The 25474-nt window shown below is 76.2% G+C and carries 24 protein-coding genes; 10 read left to right on the plus strand and 14 right to left on the minus strand.

The features are described from left to right. Positions 1-9: 9 nt before the first annotated feature. The 4 genes from BLP29_RS05640 to BLP29_RS05655 are packed head-to-tail and all read right to left on the minus strand — an operon-like array spanning position 10 to position 4880. A complete protein-coding gene (locus BLP29_RS05640; protein WP_092801118.1) occupies positions 10-1764 on the minus strand; it encodes an ABC transporter permease subunit in 1755 nt (584 codons plus the stop codon). Position 1765: 1 nt separating this feature from the next. Then, a complete protein-coding gene (locus tag BLP29_RS05645) occupies positions 1766-3283 on the minus strand; it encodes an ABC transporter substrate-binding protein (RefSeq protein ID WP_092801121.1) in 1518 nt (505 codons plus the stop codon). A 32-nt stretch (positions 3284-3315) separates the two neighbouring features. After that, positions 3316-4101 (minus strand): ABC transporter ATP-binding protein, encoded by a 786-nt coding sequence (locus tag BLP29_RS05650; RefSeq protein ID WP_092801124.1) that lies wholly within the window; start codon positions 4099-4101, stop codon positions 3316-3318. Further along, entirely contained in the window at positions 4098-4880 is a 783-nt protein-coding gene (locus BLP29_RS05655) for an ATP-binding cassette domain-containing protein (RefSeq protein ID WP_092801127.1), read from the minus strand. The genes BLP29_RS05650 and BLP29_RS05655 overlap by 4 nt, the downstream gene beginning before the upstream one ends. A 109-nt stretch (positions 4881-4989) precedes the next feature. On the opposite strand from BLP29_RS05655, the gene BLP29_RS05660 reads away from it, so the two are divergent. Then, complete coding sequence (locus tag BLP29_RS05660; RefSeq protein WP_133379046.1) at positions 4990-6831, plus strand: SpoIIE family protein phosphatase; 1842 nt, start codon at positions 4990-4992, stop codon at positions 6829-6831. A 9-nt stretch (positions 6832-6840) separates the two neighbouring features. Here BLP29_RS05660 and BLP29_RS05665 read toward each other — a convergent pair whose 3' ends face one another. Together BLP29_RS05665 and BLP29_RS05670 are read right to left on the minus strand one after the other, a co-directional pair. Beyond that, positions 6841-7305, minus strand: a complete 465-nt coding sequence (locus BLP29_RS05665; protein ID WP_092801133.1) for an ATP-binding protein — start codon at positions 7303-7305, stop codon at positions 6841-6843. Between the two features lie 118 nt (positions 7306-7423). Next, complete coding sequence (locus tag BLP29_RS05670) at positions 7424-10066, minus strand: SpoIIE family protein phosphatase (RefSeq protein WP_165839305.1); 2643 nt, start codon at positions 10064-10066, stop codon at positions 7424-7426. 173 nt (positions 10067-10239) lie between these two features. Here BLP29_RS05670 and BLP29_RS05675 point away from each other — a divergent pair, with 173 nt between their 5' ends. Beyond that, positions 10240-10425, plus strand: coding sequence for a hypothetical protein (locus BLP29_RS05675; protein ID WP_092801141.1), 186 nt, complete (start codon positions 10240-10242; stop codon positions 10423-10425). A gap of 1 nt (position 10426) precedes the next feature. Here the strand turns inward: BLP29_RS05675 and BLP29_RS05680 are convergent, their stop codons facing one another. Next, positions 10427-10717, minus strand: coding sequence for a hypothetical protein (locus tag BLP29_RS05680; RefSeq protein ID WP_092801144.1), 291 nt, complete (start codon positions 10715-10717; stop codon positions 10427-10429). 418 nt (positions 10718-11135) lie between these two features. On the opposite strand from BLP29_RS05680, the gene BLP29_RS05685 reads away from it, so the two are divergent. Both BLP29_RS05685 and BLP29_RS05690 read left to right on the plus strand, forming a co-directional pair. Continuing rightward, entirely contained in the window at positions 11136-11882 is a 747-nt protein-coding gene (locus BLP29_RS05685) for a GAF and ANTAR domain-containing protein (protein ID WP_133379048.1), read from the plus strand. After that, positions 11879-12607: an ANTAR domain-containing protein gene (locus BLP29_RS05690; RefSeq protein WP_092801149.1), complete on the plus strand. Its 729-nt coding sequence runs from the start codon at positions 11879-11881 to the stop codon at positions 12605-12607. Before BLP29_RS05685 ends, BLP29_RS05690 begins: the two co-directional genes overlap by 4 nt. On the opposite strand, the gene BLP29_RS05695 is transcribed toward BLP29_RS05690, so the two are convergent. After that, positions 12528-14480, minus strand: coding sequence for a heavy metal translocating P-type ATPase (locus tag BLP29_RS05695; RefSeq protein ID WP_279385436.1), 1953 nt, complete (start codon positions 14478-14480; stop codon positions 12528-12530). The two genes, BLP29_RS05690 and BLP29_RS05695, sit on opposite strands and share 80 nt — an antisense overlap. Positions 14481-14551: 71 nt before the next feature. On the opposite strand from BLP29_RS05695, the gene BLP29_RS05700 reads away from it, so the two are divergent. From BLP29_RS05700 to BLP29_RS05710, 3 genes are read left to right on the plus strand one after another with little or no spacing between them, the layout of a single operon-like run. Further along, positions 14552-15115 (plus strand): nucleotidyltransferase family protein, encoded by a 564-nt coding sequence (locus tag BLP29_RS05700; RefSeq protein WP_243469724.1) that lies wholly within the window; start codon positions 14552-14554, stop codon positions 15113-15115. Positions 15116-15125: 10 nt separating this feature from the next. Beyond that, a complete protein-coding gene (locus BLP29_RS05705; RefSeq protein ID WP_092801158.1) occupies positions 15126-15536 on the plus strand; it encodes a molybdenum cofactor biosynthesis protein MoaE in 411 nt (136 codons plus the stop codon). A gap of 26 nt (positions 15537-15562) precedes the next feature. Next, entirely contained in the window at positions 15563-17137 is a 1575-nt protein-coding gene (locus tag BLP29_RS05710; protein ID WP_243469725.1) for a SpoIIE family protein phosphatase, read from the plus strand. A gap of 12 nt (positions 17138-17149) precedes the next feature. On the opposite strand, the gene BLP29_RS05715 is transcribed toward BLP29_RS05710, so the two are convergent. From BLP29_RS05715 to BLP29_RS05740, 6 genes are all read right to left on the minus strand, one after another. Further along, entirely contained in the window at positions 17150-17362 is a 213-nt protein-coding gene (locus tag BLP29_RS05715; RefSeq protein WP_092802892.1) for a hypothetical protein, read from the minus strand. A 13-nt stretch (positions 17363-17375) separates the two neighbouring features. Beyond that, on the minus strand, positions 17376-18401 hold the full coding sequence (locus BLP29_RS05720) for a hemolysin family protein (RefSeq protein ID WP_092801164.1): 1026 nt from the start codon (positions 18399-18401) through the stop codon (positions 17376-17378). Continuing rightward, positions 18398-19777 carry a hemolysin family protein gene (locus BLP29_RS05725; protein ID WP_092801167.1) on the minus strand — a complete coding sequence of 460 codons (1380 nt, stop codon included), beginning with the start codon at positions 19775-19777 and terminating at the stop codon, positions 18398-18400. Before BLP29_RS05725 ends, BLP29_RS05720 begins: the two co-directional genes overlap by 4 nt. An 80-nt stretch (positions 19778-19857) precedes the next feature. Beyond that, positions 19858-20088: a MoaD/ThiS family protein gene (locus BLP29_RS05730; protein WP_279385437.1), complete on the minus strand. Its 231-nt coding sequence runs from the start codon at positions 20086-20088 to the stop codon at positions 19858-19860. A gap of 14 nt (positions 20089-20102) precedes the next feature. After that, the gene (gene moaA, locus BLP29_RS05735; protein WP_207798333.1) at positions 20103-21164 is read right to left on the minus strand and encodes a GTP 3',8-cyclase MoaA; all 1062 of its coding nucleotides are present in this window, start codon (positions 21162-21164) and stop codon (positions 20103-20105) included. Between the two features lie 129 nt (positions 21165-21293). Then, positions 21294-21818, minus strand: a complete 525-nt coding sequence (locus BLP29_RS05740) for a hypothetical protein (protein ID WP_133379051.1) — start codon at positions 21816-21818, stop codon at positions 21294-21296. 103 nt (positions 21819-21921) lie between these two features. On the opposite strand from BLP29_RS05740, the gene BLP29_RS05745 reads away from it, so the two are divergent. The 3 genes from BLP29_RS05745 to BLP29_RS05755 all read left to right on the plus strand — a co-directional run bounded on the left by BLP29_RS05745 (position 21922) and on the right by BLP29_RS05755 (position 25320). Then, positions 21922-23184 (plus strand): MFS transporter, encoded by a 1263-nt coding sequence (locus BLP29_RS05745; RefSeq protein ID WP_243469726.1) that lies wholly within the window; start codon positions 21922-21924, stop codon positions 23182-23184. A gap of 63 nt (positions 23185-23247) precedes the next feature. After that, complete coding sequence (locus tag BLP29_RS05750; protein ID WP_092801174.1) at positions 23248-24438, plus strand: GNAT family N-acetyltransferase; 1191 nt, start codon at positions 23248-23250, stop codon at positions 24436-24438. Positions 24439-24498: 60 nt separating this feature from the next. Continuing rightward, complete coding sequence (locus BLP29_RS05755; RefSeq protein ID WP_243469727.1) at positions 24499-25320, plus strand: aldo/keto reductase; 822 nt, start codon at positions 24499-24501, stop codon at positions 25318-25320. The last annotated feature ends 154 nt before the right edge of the window (positions 25321-25474 follow it).

Genomic DNA, 25474 nt, shown 5'->3' on the forward strand with positions numbered 1-25474 from the left:
CGTCGGCCATCACACCGCCGGGGCAGGTTCCACGTGGAACGGGTCGCTGACCCGGCGCGACCGCGTCCAGCCCGAGAGCGAGACGGCCAGCACCGACATGAGCACCAGGGCCGCGGTGGGGGCCAGCACCGCCCAGGGTGCACGCTCGACGTAGGGCATGCCCTCGGCCAGCAGCAACCCCCACTCCGGGGTGGGCGGGGTCGGCCCCAGCCCCAGGAAGCCGAGCGCGGCCAGCGCCAGCGCGATGCCCGGCAGCCGGAGCACCGCGTTGCGGGTGACCGGGCCCAGGACGGCGGGGACGACGTGCCGCCAGGTCGCCGCGATCGGCCCCACGCCGAGCACCGGCAGCAGGCGCACGTGCGCCGACGCCCGCACCTCCGTGGTCGCGGCCGCGACGTGCGCGGCGACCGGCGCCCAGCTGACCAGTGCGACGGCCACCGCCGCACCCGCCAGCGAGGACCCGGCCACCGCCGCGACCAGCACGCCGACGATCACCGGCGGCGCGGCGTTGGCCACCTCCACCGGCCCGACCGACGCCCGGGGCGCCAGCCCGACGAGCAGCCCGACCAGCAGGCTGGCCGCGGTCACCAGGACGGCGGTGCCCACGGTGTCGACCGCGCCGTGCGCCACCCGGGCCAGCAGGTCGCGGCCGCTGGCGTCGGCGCCGAACGGCAGTGCCCAGCTCGGCGGGGCCAGGCGGGCGTGTGCCGACGTCAGCGGATCCCGGCCGACGCCGGCCACCACGGTGCCGGCCAGCAGGGCCAGGCAGGCCGCGGGCAGCACCCGGTCCCGCCGCCCCCAGGTGCGCACGGGCTCGGCGACCGGCACGGTGCCGGTGCGCACGGCCCGGCCGAGCAGCAGCACGCGCAGCGCGCCTGCCGCGGTGCCGAGCACCGCCGAGATGCCGAGCAGCACCAGCACCGCGGCCTGCAGGGCCGGCAGGTCCTGGGACTCGGCGGCCCCGAGCGTGAGCCTGCCGAGCCCGGGGACGGCGAACACCTGCTCGACGGCGACGGCGCCCCCGGTCAGCCCGACCAGCACCAGGGCCACCTGGGTGGTGAGCGCGGGCAGGGTGCGCCGCAGCAGGGCGCGCACCAGCTGGGCCGGCGAGGCCCCGGACACCTGCCAGGCCAGCACCCACCGCTCGGTGGCCGCCGCGGTGACCGCGTCGGCCAGCAGCCTGCCGACCAGCCCGCCGGCCGGCAGGCCGAGGGCCAGGGCGGGCAGCACGGCCGAGGGGAGGCCGGTCCAGCCGTAGGGCGGGAACCAGCCCAGCCAGACCGCGCCGACCACCAGCAGCACCGACGCCAGCAGGAACTCCGGCAGGGCCACCAGGGCGGCCCCGCCGACACCGGAGGGCCGGCCCGGTTCGCCGCGCACCGCCCGGCGGAGCGCGGGCGCGCACAGCACCGCGGTGACCGGCACCGCCACCACGAGCGCGAGGCCCATGAGGGTCAGCGAGACGCCCAGCGCGGCGAGGACCCCCGGGCCGACCGGTGTCCCCGAGACCCACGACGTCCCGAGGTCGCCCCGCAGCACCCCGCCCAGCCACGACCGCAGCAGGGCCGACGGGCCCTGGTCGAGCCCGAGGTCGGCGCGGATCGCGGCCAGCGCCTCCGGGGTGGCCTCCTGCTCGGCCGACCGGGCGCGCAGCACCGACAGCTCGGGGCTGCGCCCGGACAGCCAGGGCAGGACGCCGATCAGCGCCACCACCCCGGCCAGCGAGAGCAGTCGCGACGCGGTCACGCCCAGCCGGCCGGCCACCTCAGTCCTCGACCGAGGTCTCGGCGGTGATGAGGACGCGCTCGCGGGGGTCGCGGGCGGCGCCGCCGACGCCGGCCTGCTCGCCCTGGACGACGCGCTCGTGCAGCATCGGCACCGCGGCCCCCGTGGCCAGCACCGCCGCCTCGGCCTCGAGCACCAGCGCACGGCGCTCGGGGCCGGCCGGGGCCGCAGCCGCCGCCTGCAGCGCGGCGTCGACGGCCGGGTCGCAGAGCTGGCTGATGTTGAACGACCCGGCGCAGGAGAAGTCGCTGGTCAGGTAGGCGACCGGGTCGCCGGAGTCGAGCACGGTCGCCCGGGACAGGATGAACGCGTCGAAGGCGCCGGCCAGGGCGTCGGCCTCGATGAAGGAGTACTCGCGGACGTCCTGGGTGACCGTGAACCCGACGGCCTCCAGCTGCTGCTGCACCAGCACGGCGACCTCGGGCAGCTCGGCCCGGTCGGTGAAGGTGCCCAGCGTGATCGGGGTGCCCGCGGGCACGGTGCCGGCGGCGGGCAGGTCGAGCTCGCCGCGGCCCTCGGCCGCCCAGGGCAGCGCCGGCCCGAGCAGCCCCTCGGCGACGTCGGCCCGGCCCTCGTAGACGTTCTCCACGACGGTGGCGCGGGCGATGGCGTCGCGGGCGGCGGCACGGATCGCCGGGTCGGCGAAGGGACCGCTCGCGGTGTTCAGGTACAGGGTGTTGGTGCGCGGCATGGGCACCTCGTGGATCAGCTCGGGGTCCAGCAGCGCAGCCTGGGAGACCGGGATGGCCTCGACGACGTCCGCCGTCCCGGTGCGCAGGGCCGCCCCGCGGGCCGTGCCGTCGGGCACGAAGTCGACGTCGATGCCGCTGGCCGCGGCCGGCTCGCCCCAGTAGCCGTCGAAGCGGTCGAGGGTGGCGCCGGACGTGCCGTCGACGTCGACCAGCTCGAAGGGGCCCGTGCCGGTGCCGATCGGGCTCACCGTGCCGTCCTCGGCGTAGGCGGACGCGGCGAGGACGGCCAGCTGCGGGCTGGACAGGCGCTGCGGCACCAGCGGGTCGGCCACGGCGGTGGTGACCACCACCTCGTCGCCCTCGGCGACCGCGGTCAGCTCGACGCCGTCGAGGATGCGCGGCTTCGGCGAGGCCTGGGTGGCCGCGGTCAGCGAGGCGGCGGCCTGCTCGGCGGTGAGGTCGGTGCCGTCGTGGAACCGGACGTCGGGCCGGACCGTGAAGCGCCAGGTGAGGTCGCCGGCCCGGGTCCACCCGGTGGCCAGCGCGGGCTGGGCCTCGCCGTCCTCGTCGAGCACGACCAGGGTCTCGGCGGTGCTCCAGCGCGACAGCTTGAACGCGTCGTCCGACAGCGGCGAGAGGCCTGACCGCGGCGGCTGCAGCATGGCCAGCGAGATCCGGCCGTCGTCGGCGGCGGCCGGGTCGGCGGCGGTGCTGAAGCAGCCGCTCAGCAGCAGTGCGGCGGTGGTGCCCAGCACGCCGGCGCGCAGCAGCGGACGGCGGGTGGGGGTGGTGCGGACGGCCTTCATCGACACGTGCTCCTCGGGTTGGTGGCGGGGGATCAGGCCGGCAGGCGCGGGACCGCGGCGACGAGGGCGCGCGTGGCCGGGTGGTGCGGGTCGGCGAGCAGCGCGTCGGTGGCGCGGTCCTCGACGACGGCGCCGTCGTCGAGCACCACCGTGCGCGGGCAGAGCCGGGCGACGACCGACAGGTCGTGCGAGACCAGGAGGAGCGCGAGCCCGCCGTCGGCGGACAGCTCGCCGAGCAGCTCGACGACCTGCCGGCGGACGGCGAGGTCGAGGCCGCTGACCGGCTCGTCGGCCAGCAGCACCTCGGGTGCCGGGGCGAGGGCACGGGCCAGGGCGACCCGCTGGGCCTGCCCGCCGGACAGCTCACCGGGTCGTCGGTCGGTGAGCCCGGGGTCCAGCCGCACGCGCTGCAGCGCGGTGGCGACGGCCGCGCGGTGGTCACCGGGGACGGCGAGGGCCCGCAGGGGCTCGGCGACCAGCGCGCCGACGGTCATGCGGGGGTCGAGGGTGCTGGCCGGGTCCTGCGGCACGTACTGCACGCGCCGGCGGAACCAGCGCAGCCCGGCCGGGCGGCCGTGTCGCACGGGGCGCCCGTCGCAGTGCACCGTGCCGGCGTCGGGGGTGTCGAGGGCGAGCAGGCAGCGCAGCAGCGTCGACTTGCCCGACCCCGAGCTGCCGACCAGGGCCAGCCGCTCCCCGGGGGCCAGCTGCAGGTCGACGCCGCGCAGCGCCCGGTGTCGCTCCCGCCGGGCCCACGGGTGGGGCCGGGTCCCGGCGTAGGTGCGCTCGAGACCGGTCGCCGCCAGGACCGCGCTCACGCGGCGGCCCGGGCGGCGGTGACCAGCTCGCGCAGGTGGTCCGACGACGGCGCGCCGATCAGCTCCTCGACCGGGCCCTGCTCGACGACCCGGCCCCCGCACAGCACCACGACCCGGTCGCAGAGCGCCGCGGACACCGCGATGTCGTGGGTGACGAACAGCAGGGCTGTGCCGCGGGTGTGCTCGCGGAGCACGTCGACGACCTGCGCCTGCGTGACCAGGTCGAGCGCGGTGGTCGGCTCGTCGGCGACCAGCAGGCCGGCACGGGCGGCCAGCGCGATCGCGGTGCAGACCCGTTGCCGTTGCCCGCCGGAGAGCTCGCCGGGCACGCTGCGCAGCACCCGCTCGGCGTCGGCGAGGCCCACCGCCTCGAGCAGCTCGACCGCCCGCGCCCGGACGGCGGACCCCCGCAGGCCGGCGCGCCGGCGCAGCGGGGTGGCCAGCTGGGCGCCCACGGTGACCAGCGGGTTGAGCGCGGCCAGCGGGTCCTGGGCGATCGCGGCGACCCGGGTGGCCGGGGTCCGCCGGGCGGCCGGGACGCCGAGCACCTCCTCGCCGGCCACCCGCACCGACCCGGTGGCGACGGCCCCGGCGGGCAGGCGGCCGAGCACGGCGCCGGCGGTGAGCGACTTGCCCGACCCGGAGGCGCCGACCAGGGCGGTGCGTGACCCGGCCGGGACGACGAGGTCGACGCCGCGCAGCAGCCGGGTGCCGCCCACCGACACGGCGAGGTCCTCGACCTCCAGCGCGGACGCCGCCGTATCGCTACCGGTAATCATTGTCAAGAAACTAGAGGACGGGCCGACCCAGCTCGCACGCGGGGTCCGGGCCGGCCCGGGTGGGACGGCTCTCGTTGCTGCACCCACCCGGGCAGGGCACCATCGGGCCGTGCCTGGTGACGGAGGACCGCCGCCGGGCGACCCGGCCGCGCAGCGGGCGCTCCGGTCGGTGCTCGGGCCCGGATCCCTCACGCCGGTCCGGCAGCTGTTCGTCGAGACCGACTGGGCGGCCACGGCGATCGGCGCCCCCGACACCTGGGCGCCCACCCTGCGCGCGGCGATCAGCACCGCGATGAACAGCCGGTTCGCCATGCTGGTCATGGCCGGGCCCGAGCTGGTGATGGTCTACAACGACGCCTACGCCCCGCTCATGGGCGGGCTGCACCCGGCCCTCGGCCGCCCGCTGCCCGAGGTCTGGGCCGACGAGTGGCCGCTGCTCGCCCCGCTCGTCGACGCGGTGCGCGACGACCGCGTGGCCAACCGGTTCAGCGATTTCTTCCTCGTCACCACGCGCAACGGCTTCCCCGAGGAGGCCTACTTCACCTACTCCTACAGCCCGTTGCTGGATCCCGACGACCAGGTCGTCGGGGTGCTGAACACCGTCATCGAGACCACCGAGCAGGTGCTGGCCACCCGGCGGCTGCACCTCGCCCAGCGCCTGGGCCAGGTAGGTGCCGGGCGGCACGCCGACCTCGGTGCGGCCGCCGCCGCGGCGGTCGACGTCCTGGCCGACCACCGGGCCGACGTCCCGTTCGCCGGGGTGTTCCTGCTCGCCGACCCCGACGACCCGACCAGCCCCCTGGTGGCGGCCGCCGGTTACGGCCTGGGTGCCCTGCTCGGCGCGGAGACCACCCCCGCCGCCCAGCAGTGGCTGCGCCGCGCCCTGGACGACCGGGTGCGGCGCACCCACGACGTCGACGGCACCTGGGGCCCGGTCGACGACGCCCCGGTCGGCGTCGGTGGCGGCCGGGTGCGCACGGCGGTCACCCTGCCCCTCGCCCCCGTCGGCCGGTCGGCGCCGGTCGGCGTCCTCGTGCTGGGGCTCAGCCCGCACCTGCCCGGCCAGGTCGACGACCCCTTCCACGACCTGGTCGCGCACCAGGTCGTGGTGGTGCTGGGCGCCACGCTCACCCACCTCGCCGACCTGGCGGCGTCGGCGGCCAGTCGGTCGCTGGCGGAGGCGCTGCAGCGCAGCCTGCTCACCGACCCGGTCGAGCCCGACCACCTCGAGATCGTCACCCGCTACCGCCCGGCGACCACCGAGGCGGCCATCGGCGGCGACTGGTACGACGCCTTCCTGTGCGCCGACGGCAGCACCTGGCTGGTCGTGGGCGACGTCGCCGGGCACGACCAGACGGCCGCGGCCACGATGGCCCAGGTGCGCAACCTGCTGCGCGGCATCGCCTACGGCGAGCCGGCCTCGCCGGCGCAGGTGCTCACGCGGCTGGACCGGGCCATGACCGGTCTGGGCGTGGGCACCCTGACCTCGGTGGTGGCCATCCGGGTGGAGCAGGACGCCGAGCAGGCCCGCGCCGGTCTCCGCCGGCTCCGGTGGTCCAACGCCGGCCACCCGCCGCTCGTGCTGCTGCCCCGCGGCGGTGCCCGCGCGCGGGTGCTGTCGGCCCCCGTGGACCGCATCCTCGGCGCCGACCCGACCGCGGCCCGGCACGACCACGAGGTCGACCTGGACCCCGGCGACGGCGTGCTGCTCTACACCGACGGCTTGGTCGAGCGGCGCTCGGCCGACCTCGACGAGGGCGTCGAGTGGCTGCTCGGCGCGGTCTCGGACCTGGCCGACCGCCCGGTGGCCCACCTGTGCGACCGGCTGCTCGAGCTGGTCTCCCACCACGCCGAGGACGACGTCGCGATGCTGGCCCTGCGCGCGCACCCCGAGGACCGCCCGCGCCCGCCCGAGGCCGGGCAGGAGGACGTGCCCGCCCTCCTGCCCTGACCCGGGCGGTCAGGCCTGCAGGGGGAGCAGGGCCCAGACCCGCTTCGTGCCGCCGTCGGGCCACCAGCCGTGCGCGCTGGCGTACGTCGCGATGATGATCAGGCCCAGGCCGCCGTCGACCGGGTCGCGGGTCGGGTCAGGGGTGGGCGCCCGCTCGGCCGCCCGGTCGGTGACCATCAGCAGGTAGGTGCCCGGGGTGCCGGTCGTGGCCAGCGCCAGGGCCACCGGTGGGTTGCCGTGCCGCACGCCGTTGGAGGTCAGCTCGTCGGCGGCCAGCAGGATGCGCTCGGCGACCTCGTCGAGGGCGCCGCCGCCCTCGGTGTGCCCGGCCGCACGCAGGTGGTCGCGCAGGTCGGTGCGGGCCGGCGCGAGGTCGCGGATGCCGGTGAGGTCGTGCGACCAGACCACGGTGTGCTCGGGCGGCGGCAGCACGGGCCAGCTGGGGCCGTGGGCGGGGGGCGGGGAGCTGCTCATGCCGCCGGCTGCTCGACGACTGCAGGTGTGGGCACGAGGGGGACTTCCAGACGACGGGGGCGGGCGACCTGGGGGGACTGCCCGGCGGCGCGCTCGCTCAATCCTGGCACCGGGGTGATCAGGGGGTGATGTCCATCAAGGCGTCGGCCCCCATGACCTCCAGGGGCCGACGGGCCGGCCTGCTCGGGGACCGCAGCACGAGGCGCTCGGGCGCGGCTGCGGCCAGCCGCAGCAGGAAGGCGATGCCGGCGCTGCCCAGGAAGGTCACCTGGGCGGCGTCGACCGCGGAGACCTGGTGCGGGCCGGGGTTGACGGCCTGCCACGCGGTCACGAGCGCGTAGTCGATGTCGCCGACCAGGGTCAGCGTGCCGTCGGCGACGGTCATGCTGCCGGTGTCGATCTGGGCCAGGTCGGGCACGTCGTCGGCGGGCCGCGGGGGTGTCATGTGGTCGTGGTCCCTCTCGTCGCCGGGGTGGATCGCTGCGTCCGCCGGGCGGGTGCCCAGCTGGATGACCAGGACGGCGATGTCGTCGAGGTGCTCGACGACCATCCCGTCGATGGCCCGGCAGACGCCGTCGGCGTCCAGCTCCGCGGGCAAGGATCGCAGGAGCCCGGTCAGTCGCTCGATGCCGGCGTCGATGTCGCGCTCGCCGCTGCCGGGCAGCGGCTGCTCGACCAGGCCGTCGGTGTAGAGCACCAGCTGCGTGCCGGCCGGCAGGGTGCGGGTGGTGGTCGTGCGGGGGGTCGGGGTGAACCCCGTGCCCAGCAGCAGACCGTGGTCGTCGCAGAACGTCTCGACCTCCCCGGCGGGGGTGCGCAGCAGCACGGGTGGGTGACCGGCGTTGCCGCAGTCGACCGGCCAGTCGCCGCCCGGCTCCTCGGGTCGGGTGGCCCGCAGCAGGGCCGCGGTGGCCAGGACGGGGAGCTGCAGCACGTCGAGCAGGCGGTCGACCCGGGTGAGGACGACCTCGGGCCCCGGTGCGTCGAGCCCCCACGCCTCGCTGCGGATGAGGCCACGGAGCTGGCCCATGGCCGAGGCGGCGGTGATGTCGTGGCCCACGACGTCGCCGATGACGATGCCCACGGCCCCACCGGGCAGGGTGAGCAGGTCGTAGAAGTCGCCGCCGACGGCCGACGTCGCGGTGGCCGCCGTGTAGTGCGCCGCCGCGTCGACGTCGGGGATCTCGGGGATCTCGGGCAGCAGGGCGTGCTGCAGGGCCTCGGCGACGGACGCCTCGCGGGTGTAGCTGCGGGCGTTGTCGAGGGCCTGGCCGGCCCGCCGGCCGAGGTCGCGGACGACGTCGAGGTCGTCGGCGGTGAAGCCGTGCGGCTGGCGGCGACCGAGCAGCAGCGCCCCCCAGGTGCGGGTGGCCGACGTGAGCGGCATGGCCAGCAGGGAGCCCATGCCGAGCGCGTCGGCGGCGCCCGGGGCCAGGCCGCGGCCGAACCGGCGCAGCTGGTCGGGGGTGAGCTCGTCGACGGTCACCGGCTGCCCGGTGGTCATCGCGACCGCGATCGGCAGGTCGGCGGGCAGCGGGCGCCCCAGGTACTGACGGCGCACGTCGGCCACGTGCCCGGCGACGGCGTCGCCGTCGCGGTGCTCGACGACGAGCGAGCTGACCGAGCCGTCGTCGTCGACCCCGGCCAGGAACACCCAGTCGCCCAGCAGCGGGACGCTCAACCGGGCCAGGCGTTGCTGCAGCTCCTCGACGTCGAGGCTCCCGGTGAGCTCGGTGGTCGCCCCGGCGAGCAGGGCGAGCCGGGCCCGGGCGGCCTCGGCGCCGGCCTGCGCGGCCTCGGCCGCCTCCTGGGCGGCCTCGGCGGCCTCGCGGGCGGTCCGCTCGGCGGCGAGGGCGGCGTCGCGGTCGGCGTCGGCAGCCATCCGGACCGTGACGTCGGACTGGACGCCGACGAACGCGACGAGCTGGCCCTCGCCGTCACGGACCGGTGAGACGGACAGGTGGTTCCAGAAGGCGGTGCCGTCGGCCCGGTAGTTGAGCAGCGTGACCTCGCTGGACCGCTCGGCGGCGAGGTCGGCACTCAGCTGGGCCACGGCGGCGGGGTCGGTGGCCGGCCCCTGCAGGAAGCGGCAGTTGTGCCCGATCGCGTCCTCGGCCGCGTACCCGGTGACCCGGGTGAATGCGGGGTTGACCCAGACCAGCGGGTTGTCCGGCCGACGGGGGTCGGAGATGGCGAAGCAGATGTCGGTGGCGAGCACGGCCCGGTTGCGCAGGGCCTGCAGCAGCTGCTCGGGGTCCGCACCGGCCGCGGGCTGCTCGACCGGCAGGAAGACCAGCAGCGACAGCGCGGGGTCACCGGCCCCCGGCCCGAGCGGGAACCCGGTGGCCCACACCACCGGGCCCAGCTCACCGTCCGCGCGGCCGTCGGCGCGGGCGGACTCGGCGGTGCCGCCGATGCGGACCGGCTCGCCGGACACGGGCTCGCCCGCCGCCACCCGGGACAGCGGCTCGGCGGTCGCGGCCAGCGGGGCGCCGTCGAGGTCGGTGACCCCGGCCGCCTCGGCCCAGCGGTCGATCGCCACCGGCAGCCGCACGGCGCCGGCCAGCTCGAGGGCGGCTGCGTTGGCGAAGGTGACCTGTCCCGACTCGCGGTCGACGAGGAGGACGGCGACCGGGGAGTCGCCCAGCACCCGGGGCAGGCCGTCGGCCGGGTGGGCGCCGGAGTCGGCGATCACCTGCTCGGCCGCCTCCACGACGGCGTCCTGCAGCTGCCCGCCGCGCTGCCCCTCATCTGGTCGCACGCGACAGACTGTAGGTGCCCTGTGCCTCGACGGCCCCGCGTGCTGCCGGGACCCGTCGGCGAGCGGGGACCGGCTGTGGGGGGCACGATCGGGGCGTGCCGGTGCACGCGCCGGCGCGCGACGCTCCAGAGACGTGGGCGGAACCATCCCCAGCCCCCGACGGAGGTCCCATCGTGCCCACGGTCATCCACCAGGGCGGTCCGCGCCACGGCCAGGTCGACGAGATCGACCCCGCCGAGCTGCGCGGGGCCCTGGTCTACGACGGCCCCCGCTGGCTGGGGGTCTACCGCCCGGCCGACCCGCCGCGCACCTACCCGACCGACCTCGGCGACGCACAGGTGTGGGTGGCCGTCGAGTAGGTCAGCGCACCCGCACCGGCACGTCCTCGTCGGCGAGCACGGCCTCCAGCGCCTCGAGCACGACCTCGTGCTCCGCGGCCGCCGGATCGGGCTGCTGCAGGTGGGCGCGGAAGCGCTCGAGGTCGGCCGTGCCGCCCAGGGTCAGGTACTCGACCCACAGCAGCTTGTCCGACACCGAGGTGAGCTCGGCGGCGAGGGCCAGCGGGACCACCGGCGTGCTGCGCACCGGCAGCGGCACCACCTCGGCCAGGTGCTCTCGGTGGACCTCGTGGGCGGGCAGCGGTGCGGTCACGGACGGGCTCCCTGTGCTCGGGTGGGCGTCCGACGACCGTAGGCGGAACCGGTCGTGCGCAACCAGGACGGACATCGCCAGTGTCCGGACACGGGAGTCGTGACTTTATGGTGTAAGCACGTTTCGGAACGACATCGAGCAATCCGTCGGCGTACCGGATCCTGAGTTGCCGCTGGCCCCGGGGTGCGAGAAGGTCAGGGCGCTGCCCGACCACCCGGGCGGCGCCCCACCGCCCTGTGTCCGCGGTGACCTCCATGGTCGACGACGGACGGAGCAAGGTGTGCACCACCGACGCACCTCCACGCAGCCCGGCAGCCACCCCTCTCGCGCCGCGGTCACCGCGACGTGCTGCACGGGGACCGGCCGTCGCTCTCCTTCCTGCCGCCGACCGGCCGGCCCACCTCGAGGGATCCCCACCGTGACCGCCATCGACGCCGCCACGCTCGCCCGCACCCTCCGCGAGCTCGGCGCCGACGCCCCGGTGGAGGGCGAGGAGCTGCTCGACGTCGCCCTGCAGCGGGTCGTCGATGCCTGCGCCGGGCTGTTCGACGTCGCCGGTTGCGGGCTGATGCTGGCCGACGAGCAGGGGCACCTGCAGTACGTGGCGGCCACCGACGCCGCCAGCGCGGCCATGGAGGACGCCCAGCTGCGCACCGGCGAGGGCCCCTGCGTCGACGCGTTCCGGCAGGGGGAGACCGTCACCACCGACGACGCGGCGGGCGACCCCCGGTGGCCGGGGTTCGCCGACGCGCTGTCCCGGGCCACGGACTCCGCCTCCGTCGGGTCCGTGGGGGCGGTGCTGGGGACGCCGCTGCGACTGCGCGGAGCCGTCGTCGGCAGCCTGGACGTGCACCACGCCGCCCCGCACGCCTGGCGCGACGACGAGACCGCGGCGCTGGTGCGGTTCGGGCGGGTCGCCGAGACCCTGCTCGACGTGGGCGTGCAGGCCCACCAGTCCGGCCGGCTGGCCGCCCAGCTGGACTACGCCATCGGCCACCGCGCCCCCATCGAGCGCGGCGTGGGCTACCTGATGGCCCGCGACGGGTTGGGCCAGGAGGAGGCGTTCCAGCGTCTGCGGTCGGCCGCCCGCGCCGCCCGCCGTCCGATCGGCGACGTCGCCCGGGCCCTCACCACGTCGGGCCGCTTGCCGGGGGAGCACCGGTGACCGCCATCGCCGTCCCGGTGCCCGCCGCCGTCCGGGCCGCCACCTGCGCCGCCGACCAGCTGCCCCAGCTGGCCCGCGCGCTGCTGGTCGAGCTGGTCGAGGCCGTCCCCCCGGCGCAGTCGGCCAGCGTGGTGACGCTGGCCGGCCCCCGGCTGCGGCCGTGGGCGAGCAGCGGTGCGCCCGCCGACGAGCTGGACCAGCTGCAGGCCGCCGTCGGGGACGGGCCGGTCTTCCTGGCCGCCGCCGACGACGAGCTCGTGGTGTCCGACGACCTCGCGCGCGACCCGCGCTGGGGGTTGGCTGCCCGACCCGGCACCTCGCTGGTCGCCGTGGCGCTGCCCGGGGCGGCGACGGCCCGCGCCGTGCTGACCGTCCTGGGGGACGGGCCCGGGCTCGTGGACCCTGCGGTGGTCGCCTCGGTGACCGGCGCCGTGCCCGACCTGGCGGCGGCCGTGGCCGTGGTGCAGGCCCGGTTGGAGGCGGCCAACCTGCAGCTCGCGCTGGCCAGCAACCGCACCATCGGCGCAGCGATCGGTGTGGCGATGGCCGCCCACAAGCTGCCCTACGACGAGGCGGCCGCGCTCCTGCGCTCGCTGAGCAACCACACCAACACCCGGCTGATCGACCTGGCCGAGCAGGTGCTGCTCACCGGCGAGGTGCCCGACCCGCCGCAGTCGGCGGCGCCGCGGCCCAGGCGCCCCGGCGGAGCAACCGGAGGCCGTTGAGGGCGACCAGGATCGTCGAGCCCTCGTGGCCGGCGACGCCCAGCGGCAGCGGCAGGTGCCACACGAGGTCCCAGGTCACCAGCGCCACGATGACCGTGCTGGCGACGACCAGGTTCTGCACCACCAGGCGCCGGGCCCGCCGCGAGAGCCCGACCAGCGCGGGCAGGGTGGCCAGGTCGTCGCGCACCACCACGACGTCGGCGCTGGAGACGGTGAGGTCCGACCCCACGCCGCCCATCGCCACCCCGACGTCGGCCGCGGCCAGCGCCGGGGCGTCGTTGACGCCGTCACCGACGACCATCACCCGGTGCCCCTGCGCCTGCAGCTCGCGCACCGCGGCCACCTTGTCCTCGGGCAGCAGGCCGGCCCGCACGTCGGTGATGCCCAGCTCGGCGGCCAGCGAACGCGCGACCCGCTCGTCGTCGCCGGTGAGCAGCAGCGGTGACCGGCCCAGCGCGTGGCGCAGCGCCGTCACGGTCGCCGCGGCCGAGGGGCGCAGCCGGTCGGACAGGGCGAGCCACCCGGCCGGGACGCCGTCCACGGTGACCTCGACCAGCGTGCGACCGCGGGCCTCCTCCTCGCCCGCCCCCGGCAGCGGCCCGGTCGCCCGGCCGACGGCGACCACCCGGCCCTCGACGGTCCCGCTGACCCCCTGGCCGACCCGGGCCCGGAACCCCGCGACCGCGGGCACCGAGAGCCCCCGGTCGCGGGCCGCCGCGACGACGGCCCGACCGACGGGGTGCTCGCTGGGCGCCTCGACGCCGGCGGCGAGCGCGAGCAGCTCGTCCGGGGTGCGGCCGGCGGTGGGGGAGACGGCGACGACGGCGGGCGTCCCGTCGGTGAGGGTGCCGGTCTTGTCCACCACGACGGCGGTGACGCTGCCCAGCCCCTCCATCGCCACGGCCGAGGTGACCAGCACGCCGTGCCGACCCGACGTGGCGATGGCCGACAGCAGCGGGGGCATGGTCGCCAGCACCAGCGCGCACGGTGAGGCGACGATCATGAAGGTCATCGCGCGCAGCAGGGCGTCCTGCAGCTGCGACCCCAGCAGCAGCGGCACGGCGAAGACGGCGAGCGTGGCGACCACGACACCGACCGAGTAGCGCTGCTCGACCTTCTCGATGAACAGCTGGGTGCCGGCCTTGGTCTCCGACGCCTGCTCGACCAGGGCCCCGATCCGGGCCACCACGCTGTCGTGCGGGGCGGTGCCCACCCGCACGGTGAGCGTGCCCGTGCCGTTGGCGGTGCCGGCGAAGACCTCGTCGCCGACCTGCTTGTCCACCGGCATCGGTTCACCCGTGATCGACGCCTGGTCGACCTCCGATGCGCCCGACTCGACGGTGCCGTCGGCGGCCAACCGGTCCCCGGGGCGCACCAGCACGAGGTCGCCGACCTGCAGGTCGGCCGCGGGCACGACCGTCTCGCGGTCGCCGTCGAGCCGGCAGGCCTGCTCGGGAGCCAGGTCGGTGAGGGCTCGGACGGCGTCGCGCGTGCGCCGGGTGGCGAAGGCCTCGAGCGCACCGGACGTCGCGAAGATGACGATGAGCAGCGCCGCGTCGAACACCTGGCCGATGGCCACCGCGCCGCCGGCCGCGACCACCATCAGCAGGTCGACGTCCAGGGTGCGCTCGCGCAGCGCCTGCACCCCGGCGGCGGCCGGCTCCCAGCCGCCGGTCGCGCAGCAGGCCAGGTAGGCGGTCCACCACAGCGGCGCCGGCGCGCCGGACAGGTGCAGCACGACCCCGACGGCGAACAGGGCCAGGGACAGGCCGGCCCAGCGGACCTCCGGCAGCGTCAGGGCCGTGCGCAGCGTCGCCGACAGCCGGGGCGGCGGCACGGATCGGGTGGGCCGGTCGAGCACGGGAGCCGTCACCAGGGGAACGTACCTGCGCATACGCGAAGATGCGCAACTGGGTGAGCCGCGGCAGGTGGCAGGGTGGGGCCGTGTCCGTCGCCGCGCTCGTCCTGGCCGCCGGGGGCGGCTCCCGCTACGGCATGCCCAAGGCCCTCGCGCCGCTGCCCGACGGCGAGCTCTTCGTCGAGCGGGCCGTGCGCACCGCCCGCACGGCCTGCGACCCCGTGCTCGTCGTGCTCGGCGCGGCGATGGTCGAGGTCTGGCAGCGCGCCGACCTCGAGGGCGCCACCGTGGTGGGCAACCGCGACTGGGAGACCGGCATGGCCTCCTCGCTGCGCACCGGCATCCAGGGCCTGCAGGCGCTCGGTGCGGGCATCGAGGCCGCGGCGGTGATGCTCGTCGACGTCCCGGGCACCACCCCCGAGGTGCTGGCCCGGCTGCTGCCGCACGCCGCCCCCGACGCCCTCGTCGTCCCCACCTTCGACGGCGTGCCCGGCCACCCGGTGCTGCTGGGCCGCGACCACTGGGCCGGGGTGGCCGACTCCGCGACCGGCGACGAGGGCGCGCGCGCCTACCTGCGGGCGCACGAGGTCACCGAGGTCGACTGCACCGGTCTGGGCGACCCCACCGACCACGACACCCCGCGCGGGTAGCGTCGCGGGTGTGATCGCCGCCATCAGCGACCAGCCGCTGGACGTCGCCGCCCACGAGGCCGCCGTCGTCCACCCCGCCGCGGGTGCGACCGTGAGCTTCGCGGGCGTGGTGCGCGACCACGACGGCGGCAGGTCGGTCACCGAGCTCGAGTACGTCGGGCACCCCACCGCGCAGGCGCTGGTTGAGGAGATCGCGGCCGAGTTCGCCGCCCGGCCCGAGGTGCACGCGGTGGCGATCAGCCACCGGGTGGGGCTGCTGGCCATCGGCGACGTCGCGCTGGCCTGCGCGGTCTCGACCAGCCACCGCGGTCAGGCCTTCGCCGCGTGCGCCGAGCTGGTCGACGAGGTCAAGGCCCGGCTGCCGATCTGGAAGCGCCAGGTGTTCACCGACGGGGCCGAGGAATGGGTGGCCTGCCCCTAGGCTGTGCACAGCTGAGGGGGGGTCGGGTGGTCGCGGAAGCAGGCACCAGCGTGCTCGAGGGCATGCCCATGGGTTTCCTGCAGCTGTCCGCCGACTGGCGGGTCACCTACGTCAACGCCTCCGCCGAGCGCATGTTCGGCCGGGCTCGTGCCCAGCTGCTGGGCCGGGACGCGTGGGAGGCCTTCCCCGGCAACGAGGACAGCGTGTTCGGCCGCACCTACCGCCAGGTCGCCGAGACCCGTCAGCCCCAGGTCGTCGAGGGCTGGTCCCCGGCGCTCGGCGCCTGGTTCGAGGCGCGCACCGTGCCGGCCCCCGACGGCGGCATCAACGTCTTCTTCACCGACACGACCGCTCGGCACCGGGCCCAGGAGCGGCTGGCGGTGCTGGCCCGGGTGGGCGCCGAGGTGGCTGGCTCGCCCGACGCCGTGCAGAGCATGAGCCGCATCCCGCGGCTGCTCGTGCCGGTGCTGGCCGACTGGGCCGTGGTCACCGTGCTCGAGGACGACGGCCGGCCGGTCGACGTCGGGTGCTGGCACGCCGACCCCGAGCTGCGACCGGTGCTGACCCGCTACGTCGAGCTGCGACTGGGCGAGCTGCCGGCCACCGCGCCGCTCATCCGGTCCATGCACACCCAGGAGGCCACGCCGGTCACCGCCGAGGAGGTCTACGACAGCCTGCTGCCCGGCGAGGCCCGCGACCTGCAGCGCCGGCTGGCCACCGGCCCCGGTTTCTACCTGCCGCTGCTCGGCCGCGGCCGGGCACTCGGGGTGATCACCCTGTGGTGGTCGGGGGGCCGCACGCCCGAGCCCGAGGACCTCGCCGCGGCCCGCGAGACCGCCGACCGCATCGGGCTGGCGCTGGACAACGGGCGGCTCTACCGGCAGCAGGCCGCGCTGGCCGAGGAGCTGCAGCGCAGCCTGCTCACCCAGCCGTTCCAGCCGGCCGGCGCCCAGGTCGCCGTCCGGTACACCCCGGCCGCCGAGGCGGCGCGGGTCGGCGGAGACTGGTACGACGCCTTCCGGACGCCCAGCGGCGCGATGACCCTGGTGATCGGTGACGTCGTCGGGCACGACACCGCCGCGGCCGCGGCCATGGGCCAGCTGCGCGGCCTGCTGCGCGGCATCGCCACCTACTCCGACGCGGGGCCGGGTGAGGTGCTGCGGGGCCTGGACGCCGCGATGACCCACCTGGAGCTGCCCACGCTGGCCACCGCCGCGGTCGCCCGGCTCGAGGAGCACCCCGGCGGCACCCGCATGGTGTGGGCCAGCGCCGGCCACCTCGCCCCGGTCGTCGTCCACCCCGACGGCACCCTCGGCGAGCCCGGCAGGTGGCAGGGCGACCTCCTGCTCGGCGTCGACGACCTGGTGCGCCGCGAGGAGCACGTGGTCGACCTGCAGCCCGGTTCGACGGTGCTGCTGTTCACCGACGGCCTGGTCGAGCGCCGCCACGAGGACCTCGACACCGGCCTGGCCCGGCTGCGCGACGCGGTGGCCGAGCTCGTCGACCGCCCGCTCGACGAGCTGTGCGACCAGGTGGTGCAGCGGCTGGTCGACGGCCGGCCCGAGGACGACGTCGCGTTGGTCGCCGTCCGCCTGGGCTGACCGCCGCCGACCTCAGCGGGCGCCGGCGAGCCCGTCGTCGTCGCCGTGCCGGTGGTCGGGGGCGCGCTCCTCGCGCTCCAGGGCCTCCTCCTCGGCCTCGCCCTCCAGCCGGCGGGCCTCGCCGGCGGCCTCGGCGGCCGCGTCGCCGTGGGACTCGCCGTAGACCTCGGTGGCCCGGCCCAGCAGCTCCTCGGCCTTCGCCTTCGCCTTGTCGAACACGCTCATCGCCTCGTCCTCCTCATCGGTGCACACCGTCCCTGATCTCGCCGACCAGCTCCTCCAGGATGTCCTCCAGCGCCACGACGCCCACCACCCGGCCGGCGTCGACCACCGCGGCGAGCTGGGCGCGGTCGGCCTGCATGGTCTGCAGCGTGCTGCGCAGGTCGGCCGCGGCGTCGACCCGGGGCAGCGGGCGCACGATGTCGGCCACCCGCACGTCGGGCTCGCCCTCGGCCACCAGCACGTCCTTGACGTGCACGTACCCGCTCAGCTCTCCGCCGGTGACCACGGGGAAGCGGGAGAAGCCGGTGCGGGCGGCCAGCTGCTCGACGGCCAGCGAGTCGTCGGCGGGCCCGAGCACCGTGAGCTCGGCCCGGGGGATGAGCACGGTGCGGGTGTCGCGCTCGTCGAGGGTCAGCGCGCCGGTGAGCAGGTCGTGGTCGGCGGCGTCGAGCATGCCCCCGGCGCGGGACTCGTCGATGAGCCCCACCACCTCGTCGCGGGTGAACGAGCTGGTCACCTCGTCCTTGGGCTCGACCCCGACCAGCCTCAGCACCGCGTTGGCGATCGCGTTCATGAGCAGCAGGAACGGCTTGAGCACGGTGGCCACCAGCTTCAGCGGCGGGGCCAGGGCCAGCGCGGCCCGGTCGGGCCCGGCCAGCGCCAGGTTCTTGGGCACCATCTCGCCGATCACCACGTGCAGCGCCACGACCACCGACAGGGCGATGGCGAAGGAGATCGGGTACACCGCGGCCTCGGGCACGCGCAGCAGCTCGAAGACCGGTTCCAGCAGGTGCGCCACCGCCGGTTCCCCGATCGCGCCGAGCCCCAGCGAGCAGACGGTGATGCCCAGCTGCGCCGCGGCCATCATCAACGACACCTGCTCCATGGCGGCCAGCGTCGTGCGGGCACGACGCGACCCGGCCTCGGCCAACGGCTCCACCGACGAGCGGCGCGCCGAGATGAGCGCGAACTCCGCACCCACGAAGAACGCGTTGAGGCCCAGCAGCACGACGGCGACGAGCACCCCCACCCAGTCGCTCATGAGTCCTCCTCCCCGGCGCTGGGCGGGATCTCGCCCACCAGCACGCGGTCGACCCGGCTGCCCTCCAGGGCGGCGACCTCGAGCCACACCCCGCCGAGCCCGGTCTCGTCGTCCACGTCGTCGGCCAGCTCGGGCGGCAGCTCGCGCTGCACCTCGACCCGGTCGCCGACCTCGGGCATGCGGCCCAGGTGCCGCAGCACCAGCCCGCCGAGGGTCTCGTAGCTGTGGTCGTCGGGCACCTGCAGCCCGGTGGCGTCGCGCACCTCGTCGGGGCGCAGCAGGCCGCTGGCCGACCAGCTGCCGTCGCCGCGGTCGGTCAGGCCGGGCACCTCGGGCTCGTCGTGCTCGTCGGCGACCTCGCCCACCAGCTCCTCGACGAGGTCCTCCACGGTCACCACGCCGTCGGTGCCGCCGTACTCGTCGACCAGCACCGCCATCTGCAGGCTGCCCTGGCGCAGGTCGGTGAGCAGGTCGTCCAGCCGGCGGCTGGTGGGCACGTACAGGGCGGGCACCATCACCGCGGCGACGGCCACGGTGCCCCGGTCGGCCCGCGGCACGGTCAGGGCGTGTTTCACGTGGACCAGCCCCACCACGTCGTCGACGCCCTCACCGGTCACCGGGAAGCGCGAGTGCCCGGACGCCCGGGCCGACGCCAGCACGGCGGCGACCGGTGCGTCGACGGGCACGGTGGTCATCTGCAGCCGGCGGGTGGCGACGTCGGAGGCCCGCAGCTCGCCGAACGCCAGGCCGCGGGTGAGCATCTGCGCGGTGGCCGCCTCGAGCGTGCCCTGGCTGCCCGAGCGGCGGACCAACGAGGTCAGCTCCTCGGCCGAGCGGGCCGAGGCGAGCTCCTCCTGCGGCTCGACCGAGAACACCCGCCGCAGGACGGCGTTGGCCCAGCCGTTGAGCAGCCGGATCACCAGCGCGGTGCCCCGGGTGAACGCGCGCTGGAAGCCGGTGACCGCACGGGCGGTGCGCAGCGGCTCGGACAGCGCGATGTTCTTGGGCACCAGCTCGCCGAAGACCATCGTGAGCGCGGTGGCCAGCACCAGGGCCAGGGTGATCGACACCGAGCGCGCTGCGCCGTCCCCGAGACCGAGGGCCCCCAGCGGCCCGCGCAGCAGGGCCGCGATGGAGGGCTCGGCGACGAAGCCGATGGCCAGGTTGGTGACGGTGATGCCCAGCTGGGCACCCGACAGCTGGGTGGACAGCGTGCGCAGTGCGGTCAGCACGCCCTCGGACCCGGCGTCGCCCTCGGCGGCCCGCCGCTCGACGGTGGCGCGGTCGACGGTGACGAGGGAGAACTCGAAGGCCACGAAGCACGCGCAGGCGGCCACCAGGGCCAGGCCGACCAGGACGAGCAACCACTCGATCACGGCTGGCCGGTCCCCTCGGGGACGGTGCGGGAAACGCGGTGGTCGGGTCTGTGAGGCAGGGAGCTCACGGGGTGGGTGGATCAGCCTCCGGCGAAGGGGGGCAGCACGTCGACGACCGCCCCGGGGTGGAGTGCCACCGCGCGGTCCCGCGTCGACGTGCCGTCGACGAGGAAGGAGCACGCGGTCAGCACGCGCTCCAGTCTCGCACCGTGGTCGTCCACGATCTGCCCCACCAGATCCGCCAGCGTGGTGGCGTCGCGCACCTCGGTGTCGGTGCCGACCGCCGCGCGGGCCCCGGCGAAGTAGCGCACGGTCACCGCCACCGTCAGCCCCCGATGGCCGACATCGGCCGGCTGGGCTGCAGGAACGACGGGTCGTCGATGCCGTGGCCGGGCAGCTTGGTCAGCGTCGCGATGCGCCAGCGGTCGGCCAGCTCCTGGTCGGTGGCGCCCTCGCGCATCGCGGTGCGCAGGTCGGACTCCTCGCGGGCGAACAGGCAGTTGCGGATCTGGCCGTCGGCGGTGAGCCGGGTGCGGTCGCAGGCCCCGCAGAAGCTGCGGGTGACCGAGGCGATGACCCCGACGGTGAGGTCGGTGCCGTCGACCAGCCAGCGCTCGGCCGGCGCGGCACCACGCTCCTCGACGTCGGGGACGAGGGTGTGCGCGGCGGTCAGCTGGGCGAGGATGTCCTCGGCGGTGACCATCTCGCCGCGGGTCCAGGCGTGGTGGGCGTCCAGCGGCATCTGCTCGATGAACCGCAGCTCGTAGCCGTTGTCCAGGCAGTACTCGAGCAGGGGCACGGCGTCGTGCTCGTTGATGCCGCGCAGCAGCACCGCGTTGACCTTGACCGGGGTGAGCCCGGCGTCCTTGGCCGCCTTGAGCCCGGCCAGCACGTCGGCGAGCCGGTCGCGGTGGGTCAGCTGCTTGAACCGGTCGCGGTCGAGGGTGTCCAGGCTGACGTTGAGCCGGTCCAGGCCGGCCGCCGCGAGCGCCGGGGCCATGCGCGAGAGGCCGATGGCGTTGGTGGTGAGGCTGACCTCGGGTCGCGGGGAGAGCGCGGTGGTGGCCGCGACGATGCCGGTGAGGCCCGGGCGCAGCAGCGGCTCGCCCCCGGTGAACCTGACCTCCTCGATGCCCAGGTGCTCGACGCCGATGCGCACCAACCGCACGACCTCGTCGTCGGTGAGCTGCTCGACCTTGGGCAGCCAGTCCAGGCCCTCGGGCGGCATGCAGTAGGTGCAGCGCAGGTTGCAGCGGTCGGTCAGCGAGACCCGCAGGTCGGTCGCGGTGCGCCCGTGCCGGTCGACCAGCCCGCCGCTGCCGGGTGCCCCCGGCGCCGGCGCGGGCACGCGGACCACCGGGTCGGGGAGCGGGCTCGGCGTCGTCACCCGCCCGACTGTAGAGCCGCTGTGCTCGACGCCCGCGGGGGACGTGCGCCCGGTCACACCGCTCTCCGCACCTGCGGACCAGGAGATGGGCAGGTGCCGCACGGGCGGGTTGCACGCCGTTGCGTGGCCTCAGTGCGTGAGGGCGAGCTTGAGGACGACGACCAGCAGCGCCACCGCCGCGGCCACTGCACCCACCAGCACCGCACGCCCGAACGGGACGTCGGCCTGCAGGCGGCGGTACACCACCCCGATGCCGGCCACGCGCACCAGCCCGACCAGCGCGGCCAGCGACTGGCCCCACACCTCGGTCAGCGCGCCGTCGGCGGCCAGCAGGAGCAGCACGGCCGGCAGCACCCCGGAGCTCAGGATCGGGATCGCGTCGCGGACGGCGTCGCCCAGCTGCCGGTGCTGCCCGCCGGTGACCAGCTCGCCGACCGAGTGGGCCAGCACGTGCGCCACGAACGTGGAGAGCACGGTGCCGACCACGACCAGCACGCCTGCCCCGGAGCCGACCGCCTCCGGGGACACGCCGACCACGGCGGCGAGCACCAGCACGGTGCCGTAGACGTAGGCCGACACCCGGCTGGCGGCCCGGTGCGGGTCGACGTCGAGGCGGCGGCGGGTCAACGGGACGACCACGCGGGGGCTCGGCACGGGCCCATTCTGCGTGGACGGACTCGTTAGCATCGGATCGCCACCCGGACACACGGCAGGCCCCCCTGTCTCCGCCTGTGGCCAGGAAGTCGAGACCGATCCCGTGCGCAACCCCTTCGCCCCCTACGGCCGCATCTTCGCGGTGCCGGGTGCCCGTTCCTTCTCCTTCGCCGGCTGGCTGGCCCGCGTCCCGATGTCGAGCATGGGCCTCGGCTCGGTGCTGATGGTGGCCGGCGAGACCGGCAGCTACGGCCTGGCCGGGGCGGTCGCCGGCACGCTCGCGCTGGCCTTCGCCGTCGGCAGCCCGCAGTGGGCCCGCGGCATGGACCGCCTCGGCCAGGGCCGCGTGCTGGCCTGGTCGGCGGCGGTCTACCTCGTGCTGGGCGTCTCGTTCGCCGCCGCCGTGGTGCTCGGGGCGCCGCGGTGGTCGTGGTTCGTGCTGGCCGCGCTCGCCGGGGCCTCCGCGGCCAACGTCGGCGCCGCCGTCCGGGCGCGGTGGGCGCACGCGCTGCCCGGGGCCGACGAGCGGCAGACCGCGTTCGCGTTCGAGTCGGTGGTCGACGAGGTCGTCTTCGTCGTCGGCCCGCCGACCATCACCTTCCTGGCCGCGCTCATCGCCCCGCCCGCCGGCTTCCTGGTCGGCCTGCTGGTCGGCGTCCTGGGCTCGGTCTGGCTCTCGCGGCAGACCGCCACCCAGCCCCCGGTGCACCGCCGCGCCGAGGGGACCGCACGCTCGGCCACCTCGGTGCTGAGCCCGACGCTGCTCGTCGTCGCGGTCGCCTACCTCGCCGTCGGGGTGGTGTTCGGCGCGATGGACGTGGTGGTCGTCGGGTTCGCGCAGGAGCAGGGCCAGCCGGTCATGGCCGGCGTCGCGCTGGCCGCCTACGCCGGCGGCAGCCTGGTCTCGGGCCTGCTCTACGGCATCGTGCGGTTGCCCGGCACCCTGCTGGCCCGCTTCGTGGGCTGCGGGCTGCTCTTCGGCCTGGCCACGCAGAGCCTGCTGCTGGTCGGCTCGTTGCCGTGGCTGGTGGTCGCGGTGTTCCTGGCCGGCCTGACCATCGCCCCGGTGCTCGTGGCCGGCATGTCGCTGGTCGAGTCGCGGGTCGAGCGCACGTCCCTCAACGAGGGGCTCACCTGGACCTCGACCGGCCTGACCCTCGGCGTGACCGCCGGTGCGGCGGTGGCCGGGGCCGCCGTGGACGCCTGGGGTGCCGAGGGCGCCTTCCTGGTGCCGGCCGCCGGTGCGGCGCTCGCCGGGCTGCTGGCCCTCGCCGGCGGCCTCCTGGTCCGCCGCCCTGACCGGCTCCCCCGCGACCCCGGACCCGCCCCCACGACGCGCCTCGACGAGGTGGCGCCCACTCCCTGATCGTCCCCCCGCTGCCCCGGCTGTCCCCGACACGGGCCGGGCCGCTCTGGCAGGGTGCGCGGCGTGTCGGTGACCGTGCGCCTGCTGTCCGAGGACGACCTGGCCGAGGCGTGGACGCTGGGCCGCTGGGCCTTCGGCGGGCCGGCCGAGGCCCCGGCCCGGGCGCTGTCGACCATCCCCGAGATCCACCGGTGGGGCGCCTACGACGACGCGACCGGTCGGCTCGTCGGCAAGGTCACCGACCACGAGGAGCACTCCTGGTGGGGCGGCCGGGCCGTGCCCGCCGCCGACGTCAGCGGTGTGGCCGTGGCCCCCGAGGTGCGCCGCGGCGGGGTGGCCCGCCAGCTGCTGACCACCGCGCTGGCCGCCGCCAGGGACCGCGGGGCGGCGGTGAGCGCGCTGTACCCGACCGTGTCGGCGGCCTACCGGTCGCTGGGCTGGGCGGTCACGGGGCTGCTCGGGTCGGCGGTGCTGGACACCGCCGCCCTGCCCGCAGCCCGGGAGGACGGCGTCGTGCTGCGGCCGGGGACCGTCGCCGACCGGCCGCTGGTGGTCGACCTCTACGAGCAGGTGGCCCGCGGGTTCGACGGGCCGCTCACCCGCCGGGGCGGACGGTGGGAGCTGGCCCCGCGCGACGAGCAACCCCTGGGCGACGGCGTCGACCTGCTGACCGTCGCCGAGGAGGACGGCGAGGTCACCGGCGTGCTGGGCTACGAGCGGGGTCGCGGCTACGGCGCCGAGGCCGCCCTCGACGTCAGCGACCTGCTGGCCACCACCCCGGCCGCCGCCCGGGCGCTGGTCGACGTCCTGGCCGGGTGGCGCACCGTCACGCGCACCGTCGACGTCCCGGTGCTGCTCGGCGACGCCGTCTCGCAGGTGCTGCCGCTCGAGCGGGCCACCCGCCCGGGCACGCACGTGTTCATGCACCGCCTGGTCGACGTCGAACGGGCGGTGGCCGCCCGCGGCTGGCCCCCGCACGTGCGCGGTGCGGTGCGGCTGGCGGTGGTCGACGAGGTCGCACCGTGGAACACCGGCACCTGGCAGGTGGAGCTCGACGGCGGCGAGGGGCGCGCGACCCGGGTCGGCGGGGGCGGCGACCTCGTCGTCCGGCCGGGCGGCCTGGCCCTGCTGTGGACCGGCGCGGCCGGCGGGCGGGCGGCCGCGGCGGCCGGGCTGGTCAGCGGCGTCGGGGACCCCGCCGTGCTGGACCTGCTGAGCTGCGGTCGCGCTCCGCAGTTGCTCGACTACTTCTGATCCCACGAATACCGGTTGTGGGCGATGGGCATGGACGACACCATGGCTTCCGTACCCACCGTGACCCTGAACAACGGCGTCGAGATCCCCCAGCTGGGCTTCGGCACCTACCAGATCGAGCCCGAGAACACGCGTGAGGCCGTGCGCACCGCCCTCGAGGTCGGCTACCGGCACATCGACACCGCCGAGATGTACGGCAACGAGAAGGAGGTCGGCGAGGGCCTCCGCGACTCCGGGCTGGACCGCGACGACGTCTTCATCACCTCGAAGCTCAACAACGGCTTCCACGCCCACGACGACGCCCTGCGCGCGATGGACCAGACGCTGGCCGACCTGCAGGTCGAGCGCCTCGACCTGTTCCTCGTGCACTGGCCGCTGCCGGGCATCGACGTCGACTTCGTCGAGACCTGGAAGGCGATGGAGCAGATCTACCGCGACGGCAAGGCCCGCGCGATCGGCGTCTCCAACTTCCAGAGCAACCACCTCAACCGGCTGCGCGACCAGACCGACATCACCCCGGCGGTCAACCAGATCGAGGTGCACCCCTACCTGACCCAGGACGAGCTGCGCGCCTTCGGCGCCGAGCGCGGCATCGCCACCGAGGCCTGGTCGCCGATCGCGCAGGGCAAGGTGCTCGACGACCCCGCCATCGTGCGCGTCGCCGAGCGCGTGGGCCGCACGCCGGCCCAGGTCACCCTGCGCTGGGCCATCCAGCGGGGCGACATCGTGTTCCCGAAGTCGGTCACCCGCAGCCGCGTCGAGGAGAACTTCGCCCTCTTCGACTTCGAGCTCAGCGAGGACGACATCACCGCCATCAGCGCGCTGAACCGCGACGAGCGGACGGGCCCGGACCCGGACACCTTCAACTACATCCCGGGCTGAGCAGATCGCGATCCTCCGGATCGCACCGCGGCCAACGGCCGTACCCCCGTTGAGCTGAGCACCACGACGTCCCCGGTCGGGAGGCCTCCGGCCCCCGCGACCGGGGACGTCCGTGCTCTGTCGCGTCCCGGCTCCGCGCGGGTGGGTCCGTGCT

Origin of the sequence: Klenkia marina (genome assembly GCF_900101025.1) — a bacterium.
Lineage (GTDB): Bacteria > Actinomycetota > Actinomycetes > Mycobacteriales > Geodermatophilaceae > Klenkia > Klenkia marina.

What these genes read in the sequence shown, in the direction of transcription:
- BLP29_RS05645 (WP_092801121.1), bottom strand. Translation starts at nt 3,283, where the DNA reads ATGAAGGCCGTCCGCACCACCCCCACCCGCCGTCCGCTGCTGCGCGCC.
- BLP29_RS05655 (WP_092801127.1), bottom strand. Translation starts at nt 4,880, where the DNA reads ATGATTACCGGTAGCGATACGGCGGCGTCCGCGCTGGAGGTCGAGGAC.
- BLP29_RS05665 (WP_092801133.1), bottom strand. Translation starts at nt 7,305, where the DNA reads ATGAGCAGCTCCCCGCCCCCCGCCCACGGCCCCAGCTGGCCCGTGCTG.
- BLP29_RS05715 (WP_092802892.1), bottom strand. Translation starts at nt 17,362, where the DNA reads ATGAGCGTGTTCGACAAGGCGAAGGCGAAGGCCGAGGAGCTGCTGGGC.
- BLP29_RS05720 (WP_092801164.1), bottom strand. Translation starts at nt 18,401, where the DNA reads ATGAGCGACTGGGTGGGGGTGCTCGTCGCCGTCGTGCTGCTGGGCCTC.